Genomic DNA, 17,567 nt, shown 5'->3' with positions numbered 1-17,567 from the left:
TTGATTGTTTTAGTTCTAAAATAACCCCAGATCGCTCTACTCCAATATTATTATTCTACGAGTCAGTTTGAGGCTTTATATCAGTACCTAGATTTATACAGAAGGGGTAGCGGGCCTCTGAATTAGACATTGGTATATCCGGTGTAAGACCTTAGTCTCTACAAGCTTTTTTTAAAAGCACGTAAAAGGGATCTTTAAAAGCCTATTAACGACCAAGCAATTTATCTAAATCCAAGCCTTGCTCACGCATCTTAGCTAGCTTGTATCGCAGAGTACGCGGGCTTATCCCGAGATTTTCCGCTGCTTCCTTACGACTTCCGTGAGTAGCTTTTAGGGCATCAATAATCAGCTGAAATTCTCGCTGACGAACGCCCTCTCCCAACTGTCCTGAAAGATCTTCATCTTGATCAGTTTCTTGATTCACGTCATGTACAGTTGTGTGTGAAATATCTTCAGGATTGAGCATAAGGTCAGCAACACCGATTTCTGTACCGGATTGCAGTATCAAAGCTCGCTGCACAACATTGTCTAATTCACGCACATTACCCGGCCAAGAATAATCGGTCATCAAACGCTTAACATCATCAGATAACGCAACTGAAGTACGCAGCATTTTCTGGCAATACTTACCAAAAAGCCTTTCAGCCAAAGGCACAATATCAGCCGAGCGCTCACGCAAAGGTTTCCATTGCAATGGAAAGACATTAAGACGATAGAATAAGTCTTCTCTAAATTTACCTTCTGCAACGTAACTATCTAATTTGCGGTTTGTGGTTGCCAACACACGAACATTAAGCTTGATAACTTTACGACCACCAATTCGCTCCACTTCTTGCTCCTGCAATACACGTAGCAACTTTGCCTGTAAACCAAGATCCATCTCGGAAATCTCATCAAGCAACAAAGTACCGCCATCAGCCTGCTCAAACTTACCGGGTGCACTTGCATAGGCACCAGTAAAAGCCCCTTTCTCGTGTCCAAACAAAGTAGCTTCGAGCATATTTTCAGGGATTGCAGCACAGTTAATCGCAATAAATGGCTTCTTAGCCCGCGAAGAGTGGTTATGGATGTATTGAGCCAAAACTTCTTTACCTGTACCTGACTCTCCAGAGATCAACACTGTAGAATCTGACGCTGCTACGCGACGAGCCAACTGCAGTAATTGCTGACTACTAGGCTCTTCCGCTATAGGCTGCTCCATTTCACTTGCCGCAGTCTCTCCAACCGCAAAGCGACGTACTGACGATATCAAGGCATCAGAATCAAACGGCTTCATCAAGTAATCGACAGCACCGGCTTTGATGGCCTCTACCGCTTTACTTACTTGCCCAAAAGCAGTGATAAGCATAACCGGCAATGCAGGGTAAGTTTCGTGAATCTTATCTAACAACTGATGCCCATCCATACCCGGCATATTGACATCGGTTACGACCATAGCCACCTGCTGACGCGACAAAATATCCAAAGCGGTTTCTGCATCTTCTGCTTCAAGATATTCAAAGCCTGCCAATTCCAACGTATCACAAAGCGCTTCGCGTAACTCGTTATCGTCTTCAACTATTAATATACGATTAGCCATTGCAGATCTTTTAACCCTCTTCCGAAGCAGACGTTATTGCCGGCAAAATTAGACTGGCGACAGTTCCCTGACCCGGCAGAGAATTAAGTAAGAATTGACCATGATGAGCATGCGCTACAACTTGAGCTACCGCTAAGCCCAATCCCGTACCATGGGATTTGGTGGTATAAAATGGTTCGAGCGCCCGCTTCAATTCATCTCCGCCCATTCCTGGCCCTTGATCAATAACATCGATGCGTAACTTCCCGTCCTGATCAGCGAAACGAACCATCAACTCCGCACCCTTACCGCAAGCCTGCAGAGCATTCTCAATCAAATTACTACAAACACCTAACAGCGCTTCTTTATTACACTGCAAACTATATTCGGGGACAGAATTCACACAGTCACAATCAGCATCGTAGTTTACCAATGGTACATCGAGCATATCTTCTAGTTCAGCCATCAGTGCTTTAGAGCTTACCTGCTCATCTAAACGCATTTCACCACGCGCAAAAATTAACATATCCCTAACTTGCTGTTCTAAATTAGTCAGGCGAGATTTGGCTTTAGTGGCAAATTTCTGACGCTGCTCTTGCAATAGATCTGGGCGATTAAGATGATCAACATAAAGTAAGGCCGCCGATAGAGGCGTTCTGATTTGATGCGCAAGTGACGCCATCATCCGCCCCATTTCAGATAGACGCTGATAATGAGACAAACGCCCCTGAAGAAGACGAGTTTCGGTCTGATCCGTTAATACCACCAATTGCCCTGGTTCATTATCCATTGCTCGTGTCATCAAACTGACTTTACGGCCATCTTTTAATGAAACTTCATGACCATCATCATTTTGAGGAGCAAAGCTACGTTCAATTATCTTAAACCACGGCTGTCCTTTGATAGGAGAACCCAACAAGTTCTCGGCTACCGAATTAACTTCTGAAATCAACCCAGAACCATCAATAATAACTACACCAACAGGCATAACCGATAACAAATGCTGAAAACGATCATTCAACTGTTGGCTATCCTGACTTTGACTTGCTTCAAGTTGAACCAACTTCTTCTTATTAGCAGATAGCTCATTTTCTAATTGCTCTATGCGCTGTAGATACTGTTCTTCGCTGGACATATTACTTACGCTGCATTCCATATTTACGCATTTTTTCTACTAAAGTGGTCCGTCGAATATTTAACGTCTCCGCGGCTCGTGCAACCACATTGTCATTTACAGTAAGAGCCTGCTCTAATAAACGCTGCTCGATTGTTTCCAAATGCCTTTTAAGGTCAATACCTTCATCTGGCAGTTTATCCAGCTCTACGGTGTGAGGAATACTAACTCCTTCTGATGAAACAGCATTTTCGGCTTGTTCGTATAATTCAGGATTTGGTTCAGGAACATTCTGAAATTTAGGCGGCAACTCAGAAACACCAACCACGCCGTTCGGGTAAAGGATCGCCATACGCTCAATTAAGTTGGAGAGTTCCCGCACATTACCGGGCCAAGGATGCAATTGCAGGGATGCTATCGCACTATTTTGAAAACGAACGGCATCTAAACCTTGCTCTGGAAGTCGACGTGAGAGCTCATCCAGCAATAAAGGGAGGTCACCTGCACGCTCTCTTAATGGCGGCATATCTATAGGGAAGACATTTAGGCGGTAATATAAATCCTCCCTAAACTCACCCGTTTCGATCATCTCTTCCAAGTTTTTATGCGTTGCCGCGATCACTCGAATATCAGCGTCTAAGGTTTTAGTCCCACCAATTCGCTCAAACTTACGCTCTTGCAATACTCGAAGAAGTTTAACCTGCATAGGCAGCGGCATATCACCAACTTCATCCAAGAAAAGCGTTCCGCCTTGAGCCAACTCAAAACGCCCAGGTCGACTAGACACCGCTCCAGTAAAGGCGCCTTTTTCGTGACCAAAAAGCTCGCTTTCGAGAAGATCCGCAGGAATGGCGCCACAGTTTATAGGTACAAAAGGACCATTTTTACGCACTGAATGATCATGAAGACTGCGAGCTACAACCTCTTTACCTGTGCCTGACTCACCGGTAATCAAGACATTTACATCTCTACCAGCCACTTGAGACATCGCCCGTCTCACTTGCAACATTGACTGGCTAATACCCACTAATCCAGAGAAAAGATCGACCTGTGCAAGCGATGCATCATCTGCTCTCAATCTAAATAACTGAGCTCGATGCAAACAATCCAGTAACTGCTGATAGTTAAACGGAACTGAAAGCTGCCCAACCACACACTGGCGTAAGGAGTCAGACAGTTCTGCAACGTCTGACCATTCATCCAACGTCACCACAGCAATAGAAGCAAACTTATCTTGAAAATCTTTAACAAGCTTTTCTAAAGAGATAGGTAGCTGACTTTGACCCAGCAGCACCAAATTGATCTGATCTGTGCTTATCTCACTGTTAGATTGAAACCAATCAACAAAACCGCAAAATTCACACGGCTGATCAAGAAAAGAAAAAGCGGAACTCAAAAGCTCCCGCCGACTTAGATCATCATCTATGACTAAAACCGAAGACATGCCTAACCATTATTAAAAGCTGCTTGTTAATAATGGTAATAATTAACCGAGAAAGGGGTAATGTCAATAAAATGTCACAAGCATAAAAAAATCAAACAGCACGATATTTTATTGACACCGATTAATAAACCACCTTATATACAGTGATCAATACTGATTAACTTCTTATCAATAACGTAATTTCGGAACATGATCATTAGATGCAAACAAATAGGATCTAATGAGTGAGGAGCTAACAGATGATGCCGTGATTATGACGGAAAAAGCTGATATCCGATTATACTCCTCTCCCTAGAGCATAAAAAAACAGAACAATCTTCAAGTCTCATATTATATGTCAATAGCATGCAAAAAAACTCATTCCTGAAAATTCAGGCTAATGACTCTATAACCTAGATACGCCACAGACCAAAACAGTAGATTTTGGCAACCAGTATTGCTCAAGTAATAAAAGGTGATGAAACATTGTCTCTTACTGAAAACAAGTCTACACACATCCCAATTGATGCAGCACATTCGCTAGTAAACTCACCCTTAAGCTTAATCGCTCTAGAGTGATTTAAAGTCCAAGTAGGCACTTATCCAGTGCGTGGGTAACATCAGATTCAATGACGCTATCGGGGAAAAACACGATACACAAAAGCACTAACATCTTGGATGACCTTCGAAGCTAATATACACTGATTATAATATCTATAACTTGTAGCACCCCCAAAAACTCAAGAAGACTGACGTCAAACCACAGTCTAATATTTAGCCCAAATTTCAAGAGATAAAGCATGGATTTTGACCAAAAGAAACACGCAGAAGAAATCCTGAAAATGCAACAAATGCTGAATCAGCAATTTGCAAAAAATATCCTTTTTTTCAAAAAAGAGATACCTGAGGTGGCCGAGAAATTCTCTAGACACACTCCGACCGATATATCACTTAAATTGTCAGATCAGGGCTATCTTAACCTTTTCAATAACAAATTAAACAATAAACCCGTTTACAGATACGATCCTCAAAAGTTCTGTCAGGATTTTGTTGACCAGTTCACTAAAAAACCACATATCTTCGATTTCACCCCTCAATCAAAAGACGCATTAGATGCTGAAAATATTTTACACATATCACATATGAATAGATGTGTGGATATCCTAAAGCAGCATACAAAAAGAACCATAGACCTAACAACCGAAAAAACGTGTAACCTACTGATATTAAACGGCATTGGCATGGGCTATATCGTCCCACAAATGCTAGAACTGTGCGATATTAAGAACTTAGTAATTATTGAGCCTCATTTAGATATTTTTTTCGCAAGTTTATTTATCTTAGATTGGAAAGAGGTCTTCTCATATTTCAAACAGGAAGGCCATTCTCTCAAACTAATAGTGGGTCAATCTAGTCAACAGTCTTTAACCGAGTTCAAAACATATCTTGATTTCATAGGCGTTTATAACGCGGTTAACAGTTGCAAAATAGACCATCTTTCCAGTAAAGAAATGAAAGAAATCACTGATAATTTTCTTGATAGGCTAGGAATTATCTTCGCATCATCAGGCTACTTTGATGATGAACAAGTTGGTCTTGCTCACACTATACAAAATTGGGAATGCCAAATCCCTCCTCTAAGAAACCATAGTATTATTAGCAAAGAAAGCTTAGATATTCCTGTTTTTATAATCGGAAATGGTCCCTCACTAGACGAAGCAAAAGACTTCCTATCAAAACATCAAGAAAACGCCATATATATATCTTGCGGCACAACGATCGGCTCCCTCTACAAAATGGGCATCAAGCCCGACATCCATATTGAAATGGAGCGAACTAAGCCTGTTATAGAATGGCTTGAGACCTCAACTGATAGCCAGTATCGAGATAACATCTTATTACTTACACTTAACACTGTTCACCCTGACGTATTCAAATTATTCGATAAGAAAGGCATGGCCTTAAAGGCAAATGACCTCGGAACATATTTCATATCAAAATACATTAAGACAGGTAACTATTGCGTAAATTTAGGTAACTGCAATCCAACCGTAGGGAATACAGGGTTAGCGCTTGCTATCGCTTTAGGTTTCAGAGAGGTTTATCTTTTTGGAATGGATTTCGGCTTCAGCTCCGGGACTCAGCATCATTCAAAACACAGCACCCATTACTCCATAGACAAACAACATACAGCTAGCTTGAACCTGTACAAAACAGATGATAATAAAAATTTCTATCTCAAAGGCAACTTCCAAGAGCAAATACTTACAAATGCAACGTTCAAATTTGCAAAGATTTCTATGGAAATGTGCCTCAGTCAACCAAAGTCTATCAACTGCTACAATACAAGCAATGGCATATACATTGAGGGAACTACACCAATCAAACCAAATCAAATAGAGTCTAATGTTCAGATCAAAAATAAAGGTTCAATAGTCAATAACCTTTTTGAAAATTATTTCTATAACTCAGGTATAGAAAAAAATGCTTCTCAAGAAGAAACTTTGAAAGATTTCTACTTCTTGGAAGAGTCAATCGAAAACTTGAAAAAAAGCTTCTCGACCAGACCCAAAAGCATTGATCAAGTTCAATATGAACTTTTCAGACATCATAATATCCTCAATAGCTTAAAAAACTCCTCTAAAGGAAAGTACTTATATCCATTAATCAAGGGAAGCATTACATCTTTTTGTATTATTCTAAACAAAGCTCTATACCTAGGACATAATCAGAAAGACAGCATTATAATTTACAAGAAAGTTTTAAATATATACCTAGATTTTTTAGATTCTATAAAAAACAGATCCGGCAAAAGACTTCTAGATATAGATAATAAAACGAGAAATTTAGACAGTAAGCTTATCAAATGATTATTGCTATAATTCCAGCAAGAGGAGGGTCAAAAGGAATCCCTCGCAAAAACATAAAACCAATAGCTGGCAAGCCTCTTATTGCCTGGACAATAGAACACGCTCTTAACAGCAAAAGAATAGATAAAGTAATTGTATCTACTGACTGTCCTGATATTGCTAAGATAGCATCGGATTGCGGAGCATATGTACCGTTTTTAAGACCAAGTCAAATTGCAAATGACACTGCAACAACCGAGTCAGCTGTTATAAATTGCCTCGACTGGCTTAGGGACAATGATGATATTGTTCCCAGTATAGTTGTATTACTCCAATGCACTTCACCAGTTAGGTTAGATGGCTCTATCGATAATGCTTTATCCCATTTTTTCTCTGGAAGTTACGACTCCTTACTAAGCACTACAGAGTTCTGGCACTTTCTATGGGAAAATGAAAAACGCCCGACTGCTAGATATGACTTTTTAAATCGTCCTCGCAGACAAGACATCCCTCAGAAGCAATTAACATATAGAGAAAATGGTTCCATCTATATAACAAAAGAAACTATTTACCGAGACACAAACAATCGCCTCGGTGGCGAAATAGGTATGTATGTTATGAGCGAAGAGGAAAGCTATGAAATTGACACACCGACAGACTGGGTAATCAATGAGGCTATACTAAAACTTCAAGCAGGCAAGAAATCGTGATTATCCTTAAAAAAATATCTGATTTTATCGTTTATGAATATGAATCTGTTTTTCGCGCTCTTGAGAAAATCAATCAGAACAAAAATCGAATCGTATTCGTTGTTTCTAGTTCAGGCCAATTGCTTGGATCATTCACAGACGGCGATTTCAGGCGCTGGTTAATTAACGTTGAAAACTTTGACCTCAAACAGGATGTTGGTTCTTTAACCAATGCTAATGCACAGAGCCTACCCATAGAAGCATCACGTAAAGAGATAGAAAACAGTTTCAAGCGCCCTATTTCAGTCATTCCATTATTAGATGACTCGAAGCGCCCTGTTGCTATAGCCATTAAAGGCGAAAGAGGTATTGTACTCGGCCTGCAAAAGATAGATGAATCAAGTCCAGCTTTTATTATTGCTGAGATTGGTAACAACCATAACGGTAGTCTGGAGCTAGCTAAGAAACTGATCAAACTTGCTAAAAAGGCAGGAGCTGATTGCGCTAAGTTCCAGATGAGAAGCATGAATTCTCTGTACAAGGAATCAGCCGATGGATCATCTGATCTAGGAACTGAATATACTCTGGATTTACTTTCAAGATTTCAATTATCAGATGAAGAACTTTTCTCTGCATTTGATTACTGCAAAGAATTAGACATGATGCCTCTTTGTACTCCTTGGGATACCGAATCCCTGAGGAAACTTGAAAACTATGGAATGAATGCTTATAAAGTTGCCTCAGCTGATTTAACTAATGACGCTTTGTTAACTGACATTGCAAAGACAGGTAAAACCTTAATTTGTTCAACTGGAATGTCCAAAGAGTCAGAAATTCGTCATGCAGTGGATTTACTAAAATATCATGGTACAGAATTTATCATGTTACATTGTAACTCTACATACCCAACACCTCTTAAGGATGTTAATTTAAAATATCTGCAAAGATTAAAATCCATCACTGGCAGCATTGTAGGTTATTCTGGGCATGAGCGTGGTATTACTATTCCAATTGCTGCTGTAGCACTGGGCGCCAAGGTTATTGAAAAGCATTTCACAATTGATAAAGAAATGGAGGGAAATGACCATAAAGTATCCCTATTACCCGACGAATTCAAACAGATGGTTCAGGACATCAGAGTCTTAGAGTCAGCACTAGGGAATAATGACTCTCGACTTTTATCACAAGGGGAAATGATAAATAGAGAAATACTTGCTAAAAGCTTAGTCAGCAATACCAATATCCCCAAAGGAAGTACTATCACACGAGAAATGCTGGATGTGAAGAGCCCTGGGCAAGGCCTTCAACCGTGTTATCTGGAACAACTAGTAGGTATGAAAAGTAAGCGAGACATGAGCCCGGGAGATTACTTTTACAATTCAGACCTCAAAAGTCTTGAATCATCTCCTAAAGCTTATAAATTTGATCGGCCTTTTGGCATACCTGTAAGATATCACGATTATAAAAAGCTGACTGCCCTCTCTAACATGGATTTTATCGAGTTCCATCTGAGCTATCAGGACATGGAAGTGAACATCGCAGATTTCATTAAACCAACGGCTAACCATGGATTTGCCGTACATTCACCGGAGCTTTTCAAAGGCGACCATATTCTTAATTTGGCCAGCCCAGATACTGAATATCGTAAACATTCGATAGAAGAGCTTACTCGTGTTGTAGAAATAACCCGAGAGTTGAAAGGCTTTTTCCCCAACACGAAAAAACCATTTATTGTGGTCAATGCTGGGGGATTTAACACTCAAGGATTTGTAGACAAAGACGCCCTTCCATCGATGTATAACCGTGTAGCAGAGTCCCTATCAGAGATAAACACGGAAGGTGTCGAGATCATCATTCAAACAATGCCCCCCTTCCCTTGGCATTTTGGCGGGCAGAGTTTCCACAATTTATTCGTATCAGCCAATGATATAGCAACATTTTGCAAACAGAATAACATCAGAATATGTTTGGATGTTTCTCATTCAATGATGGCATGCAACTACTATGATTGGGACCTTATAGAATTTATTCGCACCATAAGGCCATACATTGCCTATTGCCATATCGTAGATGCTAAAGGTGTAGACGGGGAAGGTATTCAGATAGGACATGGTGATGTTAACTTTTCAGACTTATCGAAAGTACTGAAAGAACAAGTATCTAGTATTCCATTCATACCTGAAGTTTGGCAAGGCCACAAAAATAATGGAGAGGGTTTTTGGGAAGCATTGAGCTATTTAGAAAGATACTTCTAAATCCTTCACATAGATTATTAACGCCGTATAGACACGTCCTGCCTTTAATATGTAAGTCGTGCTTTGATGAATAAACATGTGCATAAGTAGATCCACTTGGGATTATTTACTAACTTTTATCTAAAAGTAAGGCTAACTTATCCCAAAATAATCCCACATCATTTCTTAGCCTATCAACTACAGTATTATTTTGCTGCCTGAAAATATGAGGCTTCTCGTTCATTTTTGACAACAAAAATAATAATTTTTGCATACAATCATCTTTATTAATCCGAACAATCCTATCTCTAAGCCCTATTTCTTCGTACAAATCTTCGAGCTTTGGTGAGCTGGAAAGGCCTATGCTTGGAATATTCATACCCATAGCACATACATTCGTATGGAATCGCATTCCCATAATAAGAGAGCATGAGTTGTAAAGAGAGAAAACTTTGTCTGCTCCATCCCAACCATATGAATATGGAGCTGTCTGTATACGATCTCGACAAAAACGATCATCCATATACGCTAAAAGTTCACTAATTGCTTCTAAATCCTTATAGATATGCGGAAAAAAAATTAACTGTAGATTTTCTTGTTCGGTCAACTTGGTAGATAATACTGCTGCAAACCCTCTAAGAAATCCTTCCCATGTTATATTCCCTTTGCCTCCTTCAGGAAAGCGCACGTCTTTCATATCAGAGGCAAGGTTAATACCCCAATATTCATTTTTACTGTCAAATGGAAAGTTCAATTTACAATCTGGTTGATAGAAAAAACCGCCATCTGGTACAACATCAATGGCTTCCGACATTGCTCCATACGTTTTTTTATAGTTTTTCAATGAACCATCGTTTCGAAAGGTTAGTATGACGTTCGAACGTTCACTAACATCAACAACAAAATCTTGAAATTTTTGAAGGCACTCTGCGGGACAATGCTTATAAGTATCAAACCCTACACCGTAAAATAGAATAGGTGAATGAATTTTATCCAGAATTTCTTTAGACAGGTCAATAGTTGTACCTGTGCTAGATTCAGGTAACCACGGTTCAAAAAAGTTTCCACCGCCAATAATTATTAGATCATGTTGGTTCGCTAAACTGGCAAACTGCAGGTCAAATTCCCAACGATCTCCACCGGTGTATATACGATAACACTTTCTAATTTCTAACTCTGTGTAAGTATGTATACCAGAGAACCTTTCAGACAGTGTGCGTCGAACACCTTGATGATTTGCATTGTCTCCGATGTTTCCGACAAAACTAGCAATATGAAGAATTTTGAGACCAAGGCGTTCTGACATGTAATGCTTTTACCTGATGATTACAGCTGTAAGTCATTCGGCATTTCGGACCAACCTTGCTTTATTTCAAGGAGTAAATTCATAACCTCTTGAACCTTCTCTGCATCATTCTCGCGGTTAGCTATTACGATGGAACGTAAAATATAGTCGTAAAGTCCATCAAGATTCTCTGCAACTTCACCACCTTTTTCCAGGTCTAAACTTCCTTTTAAACCCACAACTATCTCTGTTGCTTTATTCAGATGCTTCGTTCGCTCTTCAATCACTGAGCGTTCAATCGATCCTTTTGCTTTTGCTAAAGCTCCCAAAGCACCATCCAATAGCATTGATATCAATTTATGTGGGCTAGCAGTTTCAATCGTAGCGCGAAGATCTACACTTTGATATTGCTTTAATGCGTTTAGATTAACGCTCATACTTACACCTACAAATTACCTTAAACACGAAAAAATCGTGCAAAATAAACAAAAAAGAGAATTAAGAGTTCGACGCTGTAAACGGCAAACGATCTAAGATCCCGTCCAACTGATTACCAGTACTCTGGAAGCTACTGACAATTCGCTCCATCGCTAAAAACTGAGAATATAACCTTAGCTCAAGCTTTTCCATTTTTCGATCAAGCTCAGCGCGATCATCGGTAATATTTTCTAAGGAATTATTAATATTAGTTTCACGAGTTTGTATTGAACCATCGCTAGCTAATAGGTCATCAATTAGCTTACTTAATTCACCGGCCAATCCTCGTGAAAATGTTGTTGTTACCGCACCAGCAGCAACTGCATTTTCTCCAACAGTGAAGTTAAGGCCATACGCATCGGAATCAATTGGTGGCAAAAGGACATTACCTGAGCCAAATGCAGCTTCACCCGCAATTGTTCCGGCAGCGTCCACCCCATTATCATTCAGATCCGTCAAACCAAGCTGCCCAGCACTTACACCAAAATCAGCCGAATCAAAATCTATTTCAGAAGCACTACCATAAGCCCTAGAGGTAAATGTGAATTCACTACCGTTATAACCAACATCCAAAGCAACATTCGCATCTTTGATATTGGTATCACCATTAATCATTGCTTGAAGGTCAGCCCTAACTTCTTCGATACTCGAAAATGTCCCGCCAAGAATAATATCTTCGGACTTCACTCCATCCACTGTAATTTTAAAAGCATAATCAGCACCAAGAGTCGTAGTTGGGGCAAAAGTAAGCGTTTGCGCATTTCCTGTTACTGTTGCTTTTTCAGGGTTGGTAGTGACAATAACCTCATAATCACCCGCTACTGTATCTGAAGCATAGCTACCCACTTTTACAGAGACTTCATCATTAGCACTTTCTGTCGTAGTAGCAAACAAACTTTCAATGAGATCAAAGTTATCACTAAAGGCATCACTAAAATCATCTTCATCTATCGCTAGTGTGCCATCTAGCTCTGTGCGTACACCTATATTAGTCAGAGCAGTAAAGCCTGAATCTAAACCGGGTACAGATGCCGTCACAGAGGTACGCAGACGGTTTATAAGTGTTTTAGCCGTACCGTCTGTTGAAAGGTCACCCTTGACGATCTGGTTATTTTCATCCCTTGAAACACCTGTGAGATTGGATGATGTTTCAAAAAACAGGTTATACGCATCAACAAAGTCTCTCACAGCTTGTTCAGCAATGGCTGTATCAGCACTCACAGTAAAAGTAAGACTTGTTCCAGGGTCCGCTTTATTAAGAGAAAAATTAAAACCCTGAATAACATCATCTATCTCATTGGTATCTCGATAGACAGTTAATCCATTTACTTTAATTTCAGCATCTTTACCCTGCTGAGTTTCTGTGACTTGAGAATGCTCTGTTTCATTAAATTCAAATACACTTAATCCCGTGCTATCACCTTTTGTTGCATCATCACTGGATATACGTAAGGCATTATTTTCACCGGACGGTGCCGTCAACAGGAGCTGATATTGGCCATCAACAAGCAACACAGATGCCTGAACATCTGCATCTTCCTCATTAATTTTATCTGCAATATCTTGAAGAGAATCACTCTCCTCTACCGTGATATTTAGTGCAGCCCGATCAGCATTCGTCGTAAAGCTATAAGGGTCTTGATCCGTATCCACATCGGCCCCTGGATCGGCATCTTCATCATAAGTCCACTGACCAAAACTAATGGTTAATGTGCCCGCATAATCCGCCCCTAAAGCAGCATCTTTATCAGCATAAGCCCCTGACGCCAAGGACTGTGACTGAGCAACATCAACTACTTCTATCTGATATGTACCTGTCTGTGCCCCCGCATCTACCGAGTTGGGTGTAATCACATCAGAGTCAGGAAATGATACAGAACGACCATTAAAAGTATCATTATCAGCCAGCGTAGCCATGGCACTCTGAAACTCTGACAGTGTACTTTTTAATATCCCGTAAGCTGAAATTTGTGCTTCAAGACTTTCCTGTTTGCTATCAAGTCGCTGCTCTTTGGGCGCACGCTCAATTTCAACAAGATTACTAACAAGACTGGAGGTATCGATACCAGAACCGGCCCCCAGTGATCTAATGATACTATCACTCATAGCCAACGCCTCTGGTTTTTAGGTGAGTGGAAGAAGCCCGTAGTTTCTCAGGCTTCCTCGTTAAAGATCAAGCCCATCATGCGATCAAATGACTCCGCAAAACGCAGTGCTTCTTCATTTGGAATCTGACGGATGACTTTATCTGTGCTTAGATCACGCACTTGAACTACTACTTTTTCTGATGAGTTATCTACAGAAAAGTTCAGAGAGCGCTGACTGCTTTTCATCATCTCATTTAGACGATCAATCGCAGCATCCAACTTCTCAGCGGAGAGTTCCTGCGTTTGTTTAGCTTGCTCTTGAAGACGCTCATTGCTTTGCGACTCCGCAGCCTGACGCTGAACCTGCTCTGCTTGCTGAGGCTGCTGGGTAGGCTGAACTACGTTAGCCGCACTGTTCGCAGCATTTAGTGATTCTATAGCCATAACGCATTCCTCTTTTTTATCTCTTTAAACTACCCTCCATTGCGGTGTCGCAATGGAGGGTAATAAGCTACTAGTTAGTATAGCGCTTATCTTACTGAAGCAGTGATAGAACCTGCTGTGGCGCAGCGTTTGCCTGAGCCAACATTGCAGTACCTGCCTGCTGTAGTACCTGAGCACGAGATAGTGCAGCAGATTCTGCAGCGAAGTCCGCATCTTCAATTCGTGAACGGGCAGCCGCTACGTTCTCAGATACGTTTGCTAAGTTGTTCACAGTAAAGTCTAGACGGTTATTGATCGCACCCAGATCACCACGAGTTTCGTTGATCGTTTCTAGGGCATTATCAATTACATCAATTGCTTTCTGAGCCCCAGCAGCAGTTGAGATATCAATAGAGTTAATCGCTGTACCAAAACGACCATCTTCAGATACATTCTGATCAGTCAAACCAAGTGCTACGGCATCTGCAGTTGTAGCTACATCCAATTGAATTGGATTACCGTTTGTACTGCTAAGCTGGATACCTGCTTGTATAGTTTCATCATCAGTCAGAGCAGCACCTGCCGCCGCTGTAAAACCATCAGTGCTACTATTTGTTTTAGAAGCCTCAAAAGATAGATCATCAAAGTTACCCAAAGTCATAGATCCATCACCTTCTAGAATAAGATCCTGACCCGATACATATGCAGTAACACCTGTATCTGTAGACGCATTGTTTATCAGTGTAGCGACATCCTGCAAAGTATTTGCTGTTGTAGTTGCAGCAATAGAAACACCGTTAATAGTCAGTGCTGTACTTGCAGCAGAAGTATAGTCAGTCAACTGAACTGTAGAATATGCAGATGCAGTAACACCCGTTTCTCCGGAAACGTCATTGATTGCATCTAGCTTACCTGCAAGATCTGTAGTGCCGTCGTTATCAATAGCCACTCCATTAATCGTAACACCGCCTTCGGAGAACGCATCAGTTTCTGCTGTACCATCTAGACTAGTACCTTTCAAGCTACCAGCTTCAGAAGTCTCAATAAAACCAAGATTATTCAGATCAGAAAGGTTACCCGTAGTACCTCTAGTAATCGTAATATCATCACCGTTATCAGACGTTAGAGCGATAGAAGCATTCGCTGACTTATCACCACCTACGGCTGCATCACCAGTTGAATTATCAACTACTGCTAAAGAGGTAACATCCTCTGCATTAAGCACCAATTCGCCATCATCATTGATAGATGCACTAACCTGGTTGCCCGTCACAGTACCAATTTTGTCCGCTAGCTCTTCTAAGCTGCTCGTATCACCGACGTTATAAGTTTGTGCATTACCAGCATCGTCAGTGACTGTAATTTGGATACTATCAGCACCCTCTAGTACGCCAGTGCCTGTTTTACCTAGGTTAACTTCGGCTCTTGTACTTGCAGTAACACCGTTAACATTCTCATTAATACTCTTAACGAGATCATCCATTGTTTCATTCTGCTCACCAATGCCAGCAACAGCTGCGTTTGTACCGTTAAAATCGCCGATAGACTGGCCATTGATAAGAACATCGCCATCGTTCAGAGAGAAACCGGTCAATGCCTGAGTTGGCGAACCTAATACATCGACACTAGTGGATCCTAAGCCTAATGTAGAAGCATCCATAGCCTGGATTTCCAAAGTAATGGTCTGGTTTGCTTCAGAACCAACCTGAAGATCAACTTCACCTAAAGTACCATCAAGAATATTTAGGCCGTTGAATGCAGTTGTTTCTGCGATACGATCCAATTCAGATACAAGCTGCTGAACCTCTGCATTCAATGTAGAACGGTTACCTTCATCGTAAGTACCGTTGGCAGACTGGATAGATAGTTCACGCATACGCTGCAGGATGTTTGTAGACTCATCCAACGCACCTTCAGCAGTTTGGATAAGAGAGACACCGTCATTCGCGTTACGGATCGCTTGGTCAAGACCACGAACCTGAGAAGTCATACGGTTAGAGATCGCAAGACCTGCCGCATCGTCTGCTGCGGAGTTGATACGCTTACCGCTTGTTAGACGCTCCATAGCTTGGTTCTGTTCACCCTGAGAAAGGGTCAAGTTACGCTGAGCGTTCAGCGACATAATGTTTGAGTTAATTACCATTGCCATGAGATTTTCTCCTCACATTCAGCCGAGTCTGACCGGCCGTAATAAAATAGTTTGCTGTTCGAATTTCCTGATTTAAAAGGGGTTAGGAAATCCAAGCTTGAGAGTGTTATCGACCGCAAACAAAAACGCTTTAGAAAAAATTTATATTTTTTCCGAAGCTTTCTTATTTGCTCGCAACGCCTCGTTGATTTTTGTTATCGGCAAGCACACACTTAGCATTAGAAAAATTTTGTAGGAATATTTAAATGAGCGTTTTAATTGAAAAAGCCCAAACAGCTTTAGTTCAAGCAGAAGAGATGAATAACGCTGCCAAAGAAGACAAATGGGACTTAGTTCAGGAGCTACAATCCGAACATGGCGAACTGGTTTCGCAACTAGCCATCGCAGAAGTACCTTCCGAGCTAGCAACCAAACTAAGAGATATTTTAATTCAAGTAAGAACCTTGAATCGCGAAACAGAATCACTTGCTGATGAAACAAAGAAACACTTAGTGCAAGAGAAAAAAACGCTAGAGAAAGCCAACAAAATGCAGAAAGCCTTAGATGCATTTAAATAATTGTAGGAGGCCACACTGTGGCCGATTTTACAGAGCATATTTCTAAGAACCCTTCGCTCACAGGGTGAGCTCCTACACATCCCTCCCTGTAGGAGGCCAACCCTTGGCCGATATTGCCAAACACTAAATCATCTATCTTTCGCCCACGGGGTGAACTCCTACAAACAGGCTTTTGCGAACAGGCAACGTCCCTATAGATAGACGTAATCCCACCAAGGGTATTGCCTCACATTTTCACACAACCCGGCCCTAACCGGATTTAACACAATGTAACGCGCCACATCCTCTATCGCTTCCTCCTTTCTCAACGCATGATCATAATATCCTGACTGCCAAATCGGTGTTCCGGCTTTTTGCGTAACCATGACTTTCAACAGTCTCACCGTTTCAGAAAGATTCTTTATATCATTAAGCTTCATTAGCCAATGAATATGGTCCGGCATAACAACAAATGCCAAAGTGAATGCTTCTGGAGTTAAACGCTTTAAACACAGAACAGCATACCTAGCTAGCGAAGGATCGTTAAAAAAGGGATATCGATTTTTGCAAGTTATGATGATGTGATAGATATGTCCTGTACAACTATACCTACCTCTGCGAAGCGCACTCGCATTTCCTTTTCTCATATACACATCCTTGTGTTATTTGATTTAAATCTAATTTTTCGCTCACGGGGTGAGCTCCAACCAACATACCAGTAGGAGGCCACCCTGTGGCCGATA

14 protein-coding genes are annotated in these 17,567 nt (G+C 40.9%); 5 read left to right on the top strand and 9 right to left on the bottom strand.

Annotated elements, in window-relative coordinates; translation table 11 throughout:
* Positions 1–205 precede the first annotated feature (205 nt).
* The 3 genes from ACMXYS_RS02510 to ACMXYS_RS02500 are packed head-to-tail and all read right to left on the bottom strand — an operon-like array spanning position 206 to position 4,116.
* The gene (locus ACMXYS_RS02510; protein WP_415897488.1) at positions 206–1,579 is read right to left on the bottom strand and encodes a sigma-54-dependent transcriptional regulator; all 1,374 of its coding nucleotides are present in this window, start codon (positions 1,577–1,579) and stop codon (positions 206–208) included.
* A 10-nt stretch (positions 1,580–1,589) separates the two neighbouring features.
* Positions 1,590–2,693 (bottom strand): sensor histidine kinase, encoded by a 1,104-nt coding sequence (locus ACMXYS_RS02505; protein ID WP_415897487.1) that lies wholly within the window; start codon positions 2,691–2,693, stop codon positions 1,590–1,592.
* A 1-nt stretch (position 2,694) separates the two neighbouring features.
* On the bottom strand, positions 2,695–4,116 hold the full coding sequence (locus ACMXYS_RS02500) for a sigma-54 dependent transcriptional regulator (protein ID WP_415897486.1): 1,422 nt from the start codon (positions 4,114–4,116) through the stop codon (positions 2,695–2,697).
* 423 nt (positions 4,117–4,539) lie between these two features.
* Between ACMXYS_RS02500 and ACMXYS_RS02495 the strand changes: the two genes are divergently transcribed.
* The 4 genes from ACMXYS_RS02495 (at position 4,540) to ACMXYS_RS02480 (ending at position 9,888) form a co-directional block, all read left to right on the top strand.
* On the top strand, positions 4,540–4,674 hold the full coding sequence (locus ACMXYS_RS02495; protein ID WP_415897485.1) for a hypothetical protein: 135 nt from the start codon (positions 4,540–4,542) through the stop codon (positions 4,672–4,674).
* A gap of 221 nt (positions 4,675–4,895) precedes the next feature.
* Positions 4,896–6,965 (top strand): 6-hydroxymethylpterin diphosphokinase MptE-like protein, encoded by a 2,070-nt coding sequence (locus ACMXYS_RS02490; protein ID WP_415897484.1) that lies wholly within the window; start codon positions 4,896–4,898, stop codon positions 6,963–6,965.
* Positions 6,962–7,654, top strand: a complete 693-nt coding sequence (locus ACMXYS_RS02485; RefSeq protein ID WP_415897483.1) for an acylneuraminate cytidylyltransferase family protein — start codon at positions 6,962–6,964, stop codon at positions 7,652–7,654. The genes ACMXYS_RS02490 and ACMXYS_RS02485 overlap by 4 nt, the downstream gene beginning before the upstream one ends.
* Positions 7,651–9,888: an N-acetylneuraminate synthase family protein gene (locus ACMXYS_RS02480; protein ID WP_415897482.1), complete on the top strand. Its 2,238-nt coding sequence runs from the start codon at positions 7,651–7,653 to the stop codon at positions 9,886–9,888. Before ACMXYS_RS02485 ends, ACMXYS_RS02480 begins: the two co-directional genes overlap by 4 nt.
* Positions 9,889–9,997: 109 nt before the next feature.
* On the opposite strand, the gene ACMXYS_RS02475 is transcribed toward ACMXYS_RS02480, so the two are convergent.
* The 5 genes from ACMXYS_RS02475 to ACMXYS_RS02455 all read right to left on the bottom strand — a co-directional run bounded on the left by ACMXYS_RS02475 (position 9,998) and on the right by ACMXYS_RS02455 (position 16,288).
* Complete coding sequence (locus ACMXYS_RS02475) at positions 9,998–11,173, bottom strand: polysaccharide pyruvyl transferase family protein (RefSeq protein ID WP_415897481.1); 1,176 nt, start codon at positions 11,171–11,173, stop codon at positions 9,998–10,000.
* 20 nt (positions 11,174–11,193) lie between these two features.
* Entirely contained in the window at positions 11,194–11,589 is a 396-nt protein-coding gene (gene fliS, locus ACMXYS_RS02470) for a flagellar export chaperone FliS (protein WP_415897480.1), read from the bottom strand.
* A gap of 61 nt (positions 11,590–11,650) precedes the next feature.
* On the bottom strand, positions 11,651–13,735 hold the full coding sequence (fliD, locus tag ACMXYS_RS02465) for a flagellar filament capping protein FliD (protein ID WP_415897479.1): 2,085 nt from the start codon (positions 13,733–13,735) through the stop codon (positions 11,651–11,653).
* 47 nt (positions 13,736–13,782) lie between these two features.
* On the bottom strand, positions 13,783–14,160 hold the full coding sequence (locus tag ACMXYS_RS02460; RefSeq protein WP_415883402.1) for a flagellar protein FlaG: 378 nt from the start codon (positions 14,158–14,160) through the stop codon (positions 13,783–13,785).
* 91 nt (positions 14,161–14,251) lie between these two features.
* Entirely contained in the window at positions 14,252–16,288 is a 2,037-nt protein-coding gene (locus ACMXYS_RS02455; RefSeq protein ID WP_415897478.1) for a flagellin, read from the bottom strand.
* Positions 16,289–16,533: 245 nt separating this feature from the next.
* On the opposite strand from ACMXYS_RS02455, the gene ACMXYS_RS02450 reads away from it, so the two are divergent.
* On the top strand, positions 16,534–16,845 hold the full coding sequence (locus tag ACMXYS_RS02450; RefSeq protein WP_415897477.1) for a flagellar protein FliT: 312 nt from the start codon (positions 16,534–16,536) through the stop codon (positions 16,843–16,845).
* Positions 16,846–17,036: 191 nt separating this feature from the next.
* On the opposite strand, the gene ACMXYS_RS02445 is transcribed toward ACMXYS_RS02450, so the two are convergent.
* On the bottom strand, positions 17,037–17,471 hold the full coding sequence (locus ACMXYS_RS02445; RefSeq protein ID WP_415883399.1) for an REP-associated tyrosine transposase: 435 nt from the start codon (positions 17,469–17,471) through the stop codon (positions 17,037–17,039).
* Positions 17,472–17,567: the final 96 nt, after the last annotated feature.

Origin of the sequence: Neptuniibacter sp. QD57_21 (genome assembly GCF_047778075.1) — a bacterium.
GTDB lineage: Bacteria > Pseudomonadota > Gammaproteobacteria > Pseudomonadales > Balneatricaceae > Neptuniibacter.
This window is presented reverse-complemented; position numbering and strand designations above follow the sequence as displayed.

What these genes read in the sequence shown, in the direction of transcription:
- ACMXYS_RS02510 (WP_415897488.1), bottom strand. Translation starts at nt 1,579, where the DNA reads ATGGCTAATCGTATATTAATAGTTGAAGACGATAACGAGTTACGCGAA.
- ACMXYS_RS02505 (WP_415897487.1), bottom strand. Translation starts at nt 2,693, where the DNA reads ATGTCCAGCGAAGAACAGTATCTACAGCGCATAGAGCAATTAGAAAAT.
- ACMXYS_RS02500 (WP_415897486.1), bottom strand. Translation starts at nt 4,116, where the DNA reads ATGTCTTCGGTTTTAGTCATAGATGATGATCTAAGTCGGCGGGAGCTT.
- ACMXYS_RS02490 (WP_415897484.1), top strand. Translation starts at nt 4,896, where the DNA reads ATGGATTTTGACCAAAAGAAACACGCAGAAGAAATCCTGAAAATGCAA.
- ACMXYS_RS02485 (WP_415897483.1), top strand. Translation starts at nt 6,962, where the DNA reads ATGATTATTGCTATAATTCCAGCAAGAGGAGGGTCAAAAGGAATCCCT.
- ACMXYS_RS02475 (WP_415897481.1), bottom strand. Translation starts at nt 11,173, where the DNA reads ATGTCAGAACGCCTTGGTCTCAAAATTCTTCATATTGCTAGTTTTGTC.
- fliS (WP_415897480.1), bottom strand. Translation starts at nt 11,589, where the DNA reads ATGAGCGTTAATCTAAACGCATTAAAGCAATATCAAAGTGTAGATCTT.
- fliD (WP_415897479.1), bottom strand. Translation starts at nt 13,735, where the DNA reads ATGAGTGATAGTATCATTAGATCACTGGGGGCCGGTTCTGGTATCGAT.
- ACMXYS_RS02460 (WP_415883402.1), bottom strand. Translation starts at nt 14,160, where the DNA reads ATGGCTATAGAATCACTAAATGCTGCGAACAGTGCGGCTAACGTAGTT.
- ACMXYS_RS02455 (WP_415897478.1), bottom strand. Translation starts at nt 16,288, where the DNA reads ATGGCAATGGTAATTAACTCAAACATTATGTCGCTGAACGCTCAGCGT.
- ACMXYS_RS02450 (WP_415897477.1), top strand. Translation starts at nt 16,534, where the DNA reads ATGAGCGTTTTAATTGAAAAAGCCCAAACAGCTTTAGTTCAAGCAGAA.
- ACMXYS_RS02445 (WP_415883399.1), bottom strand. Translation starts at nt 17,471, where the DNA reads ATGAGAAAAGGAAATGCGAGTGCGCTTCGCAGAGGTAGGTATAGTTGT.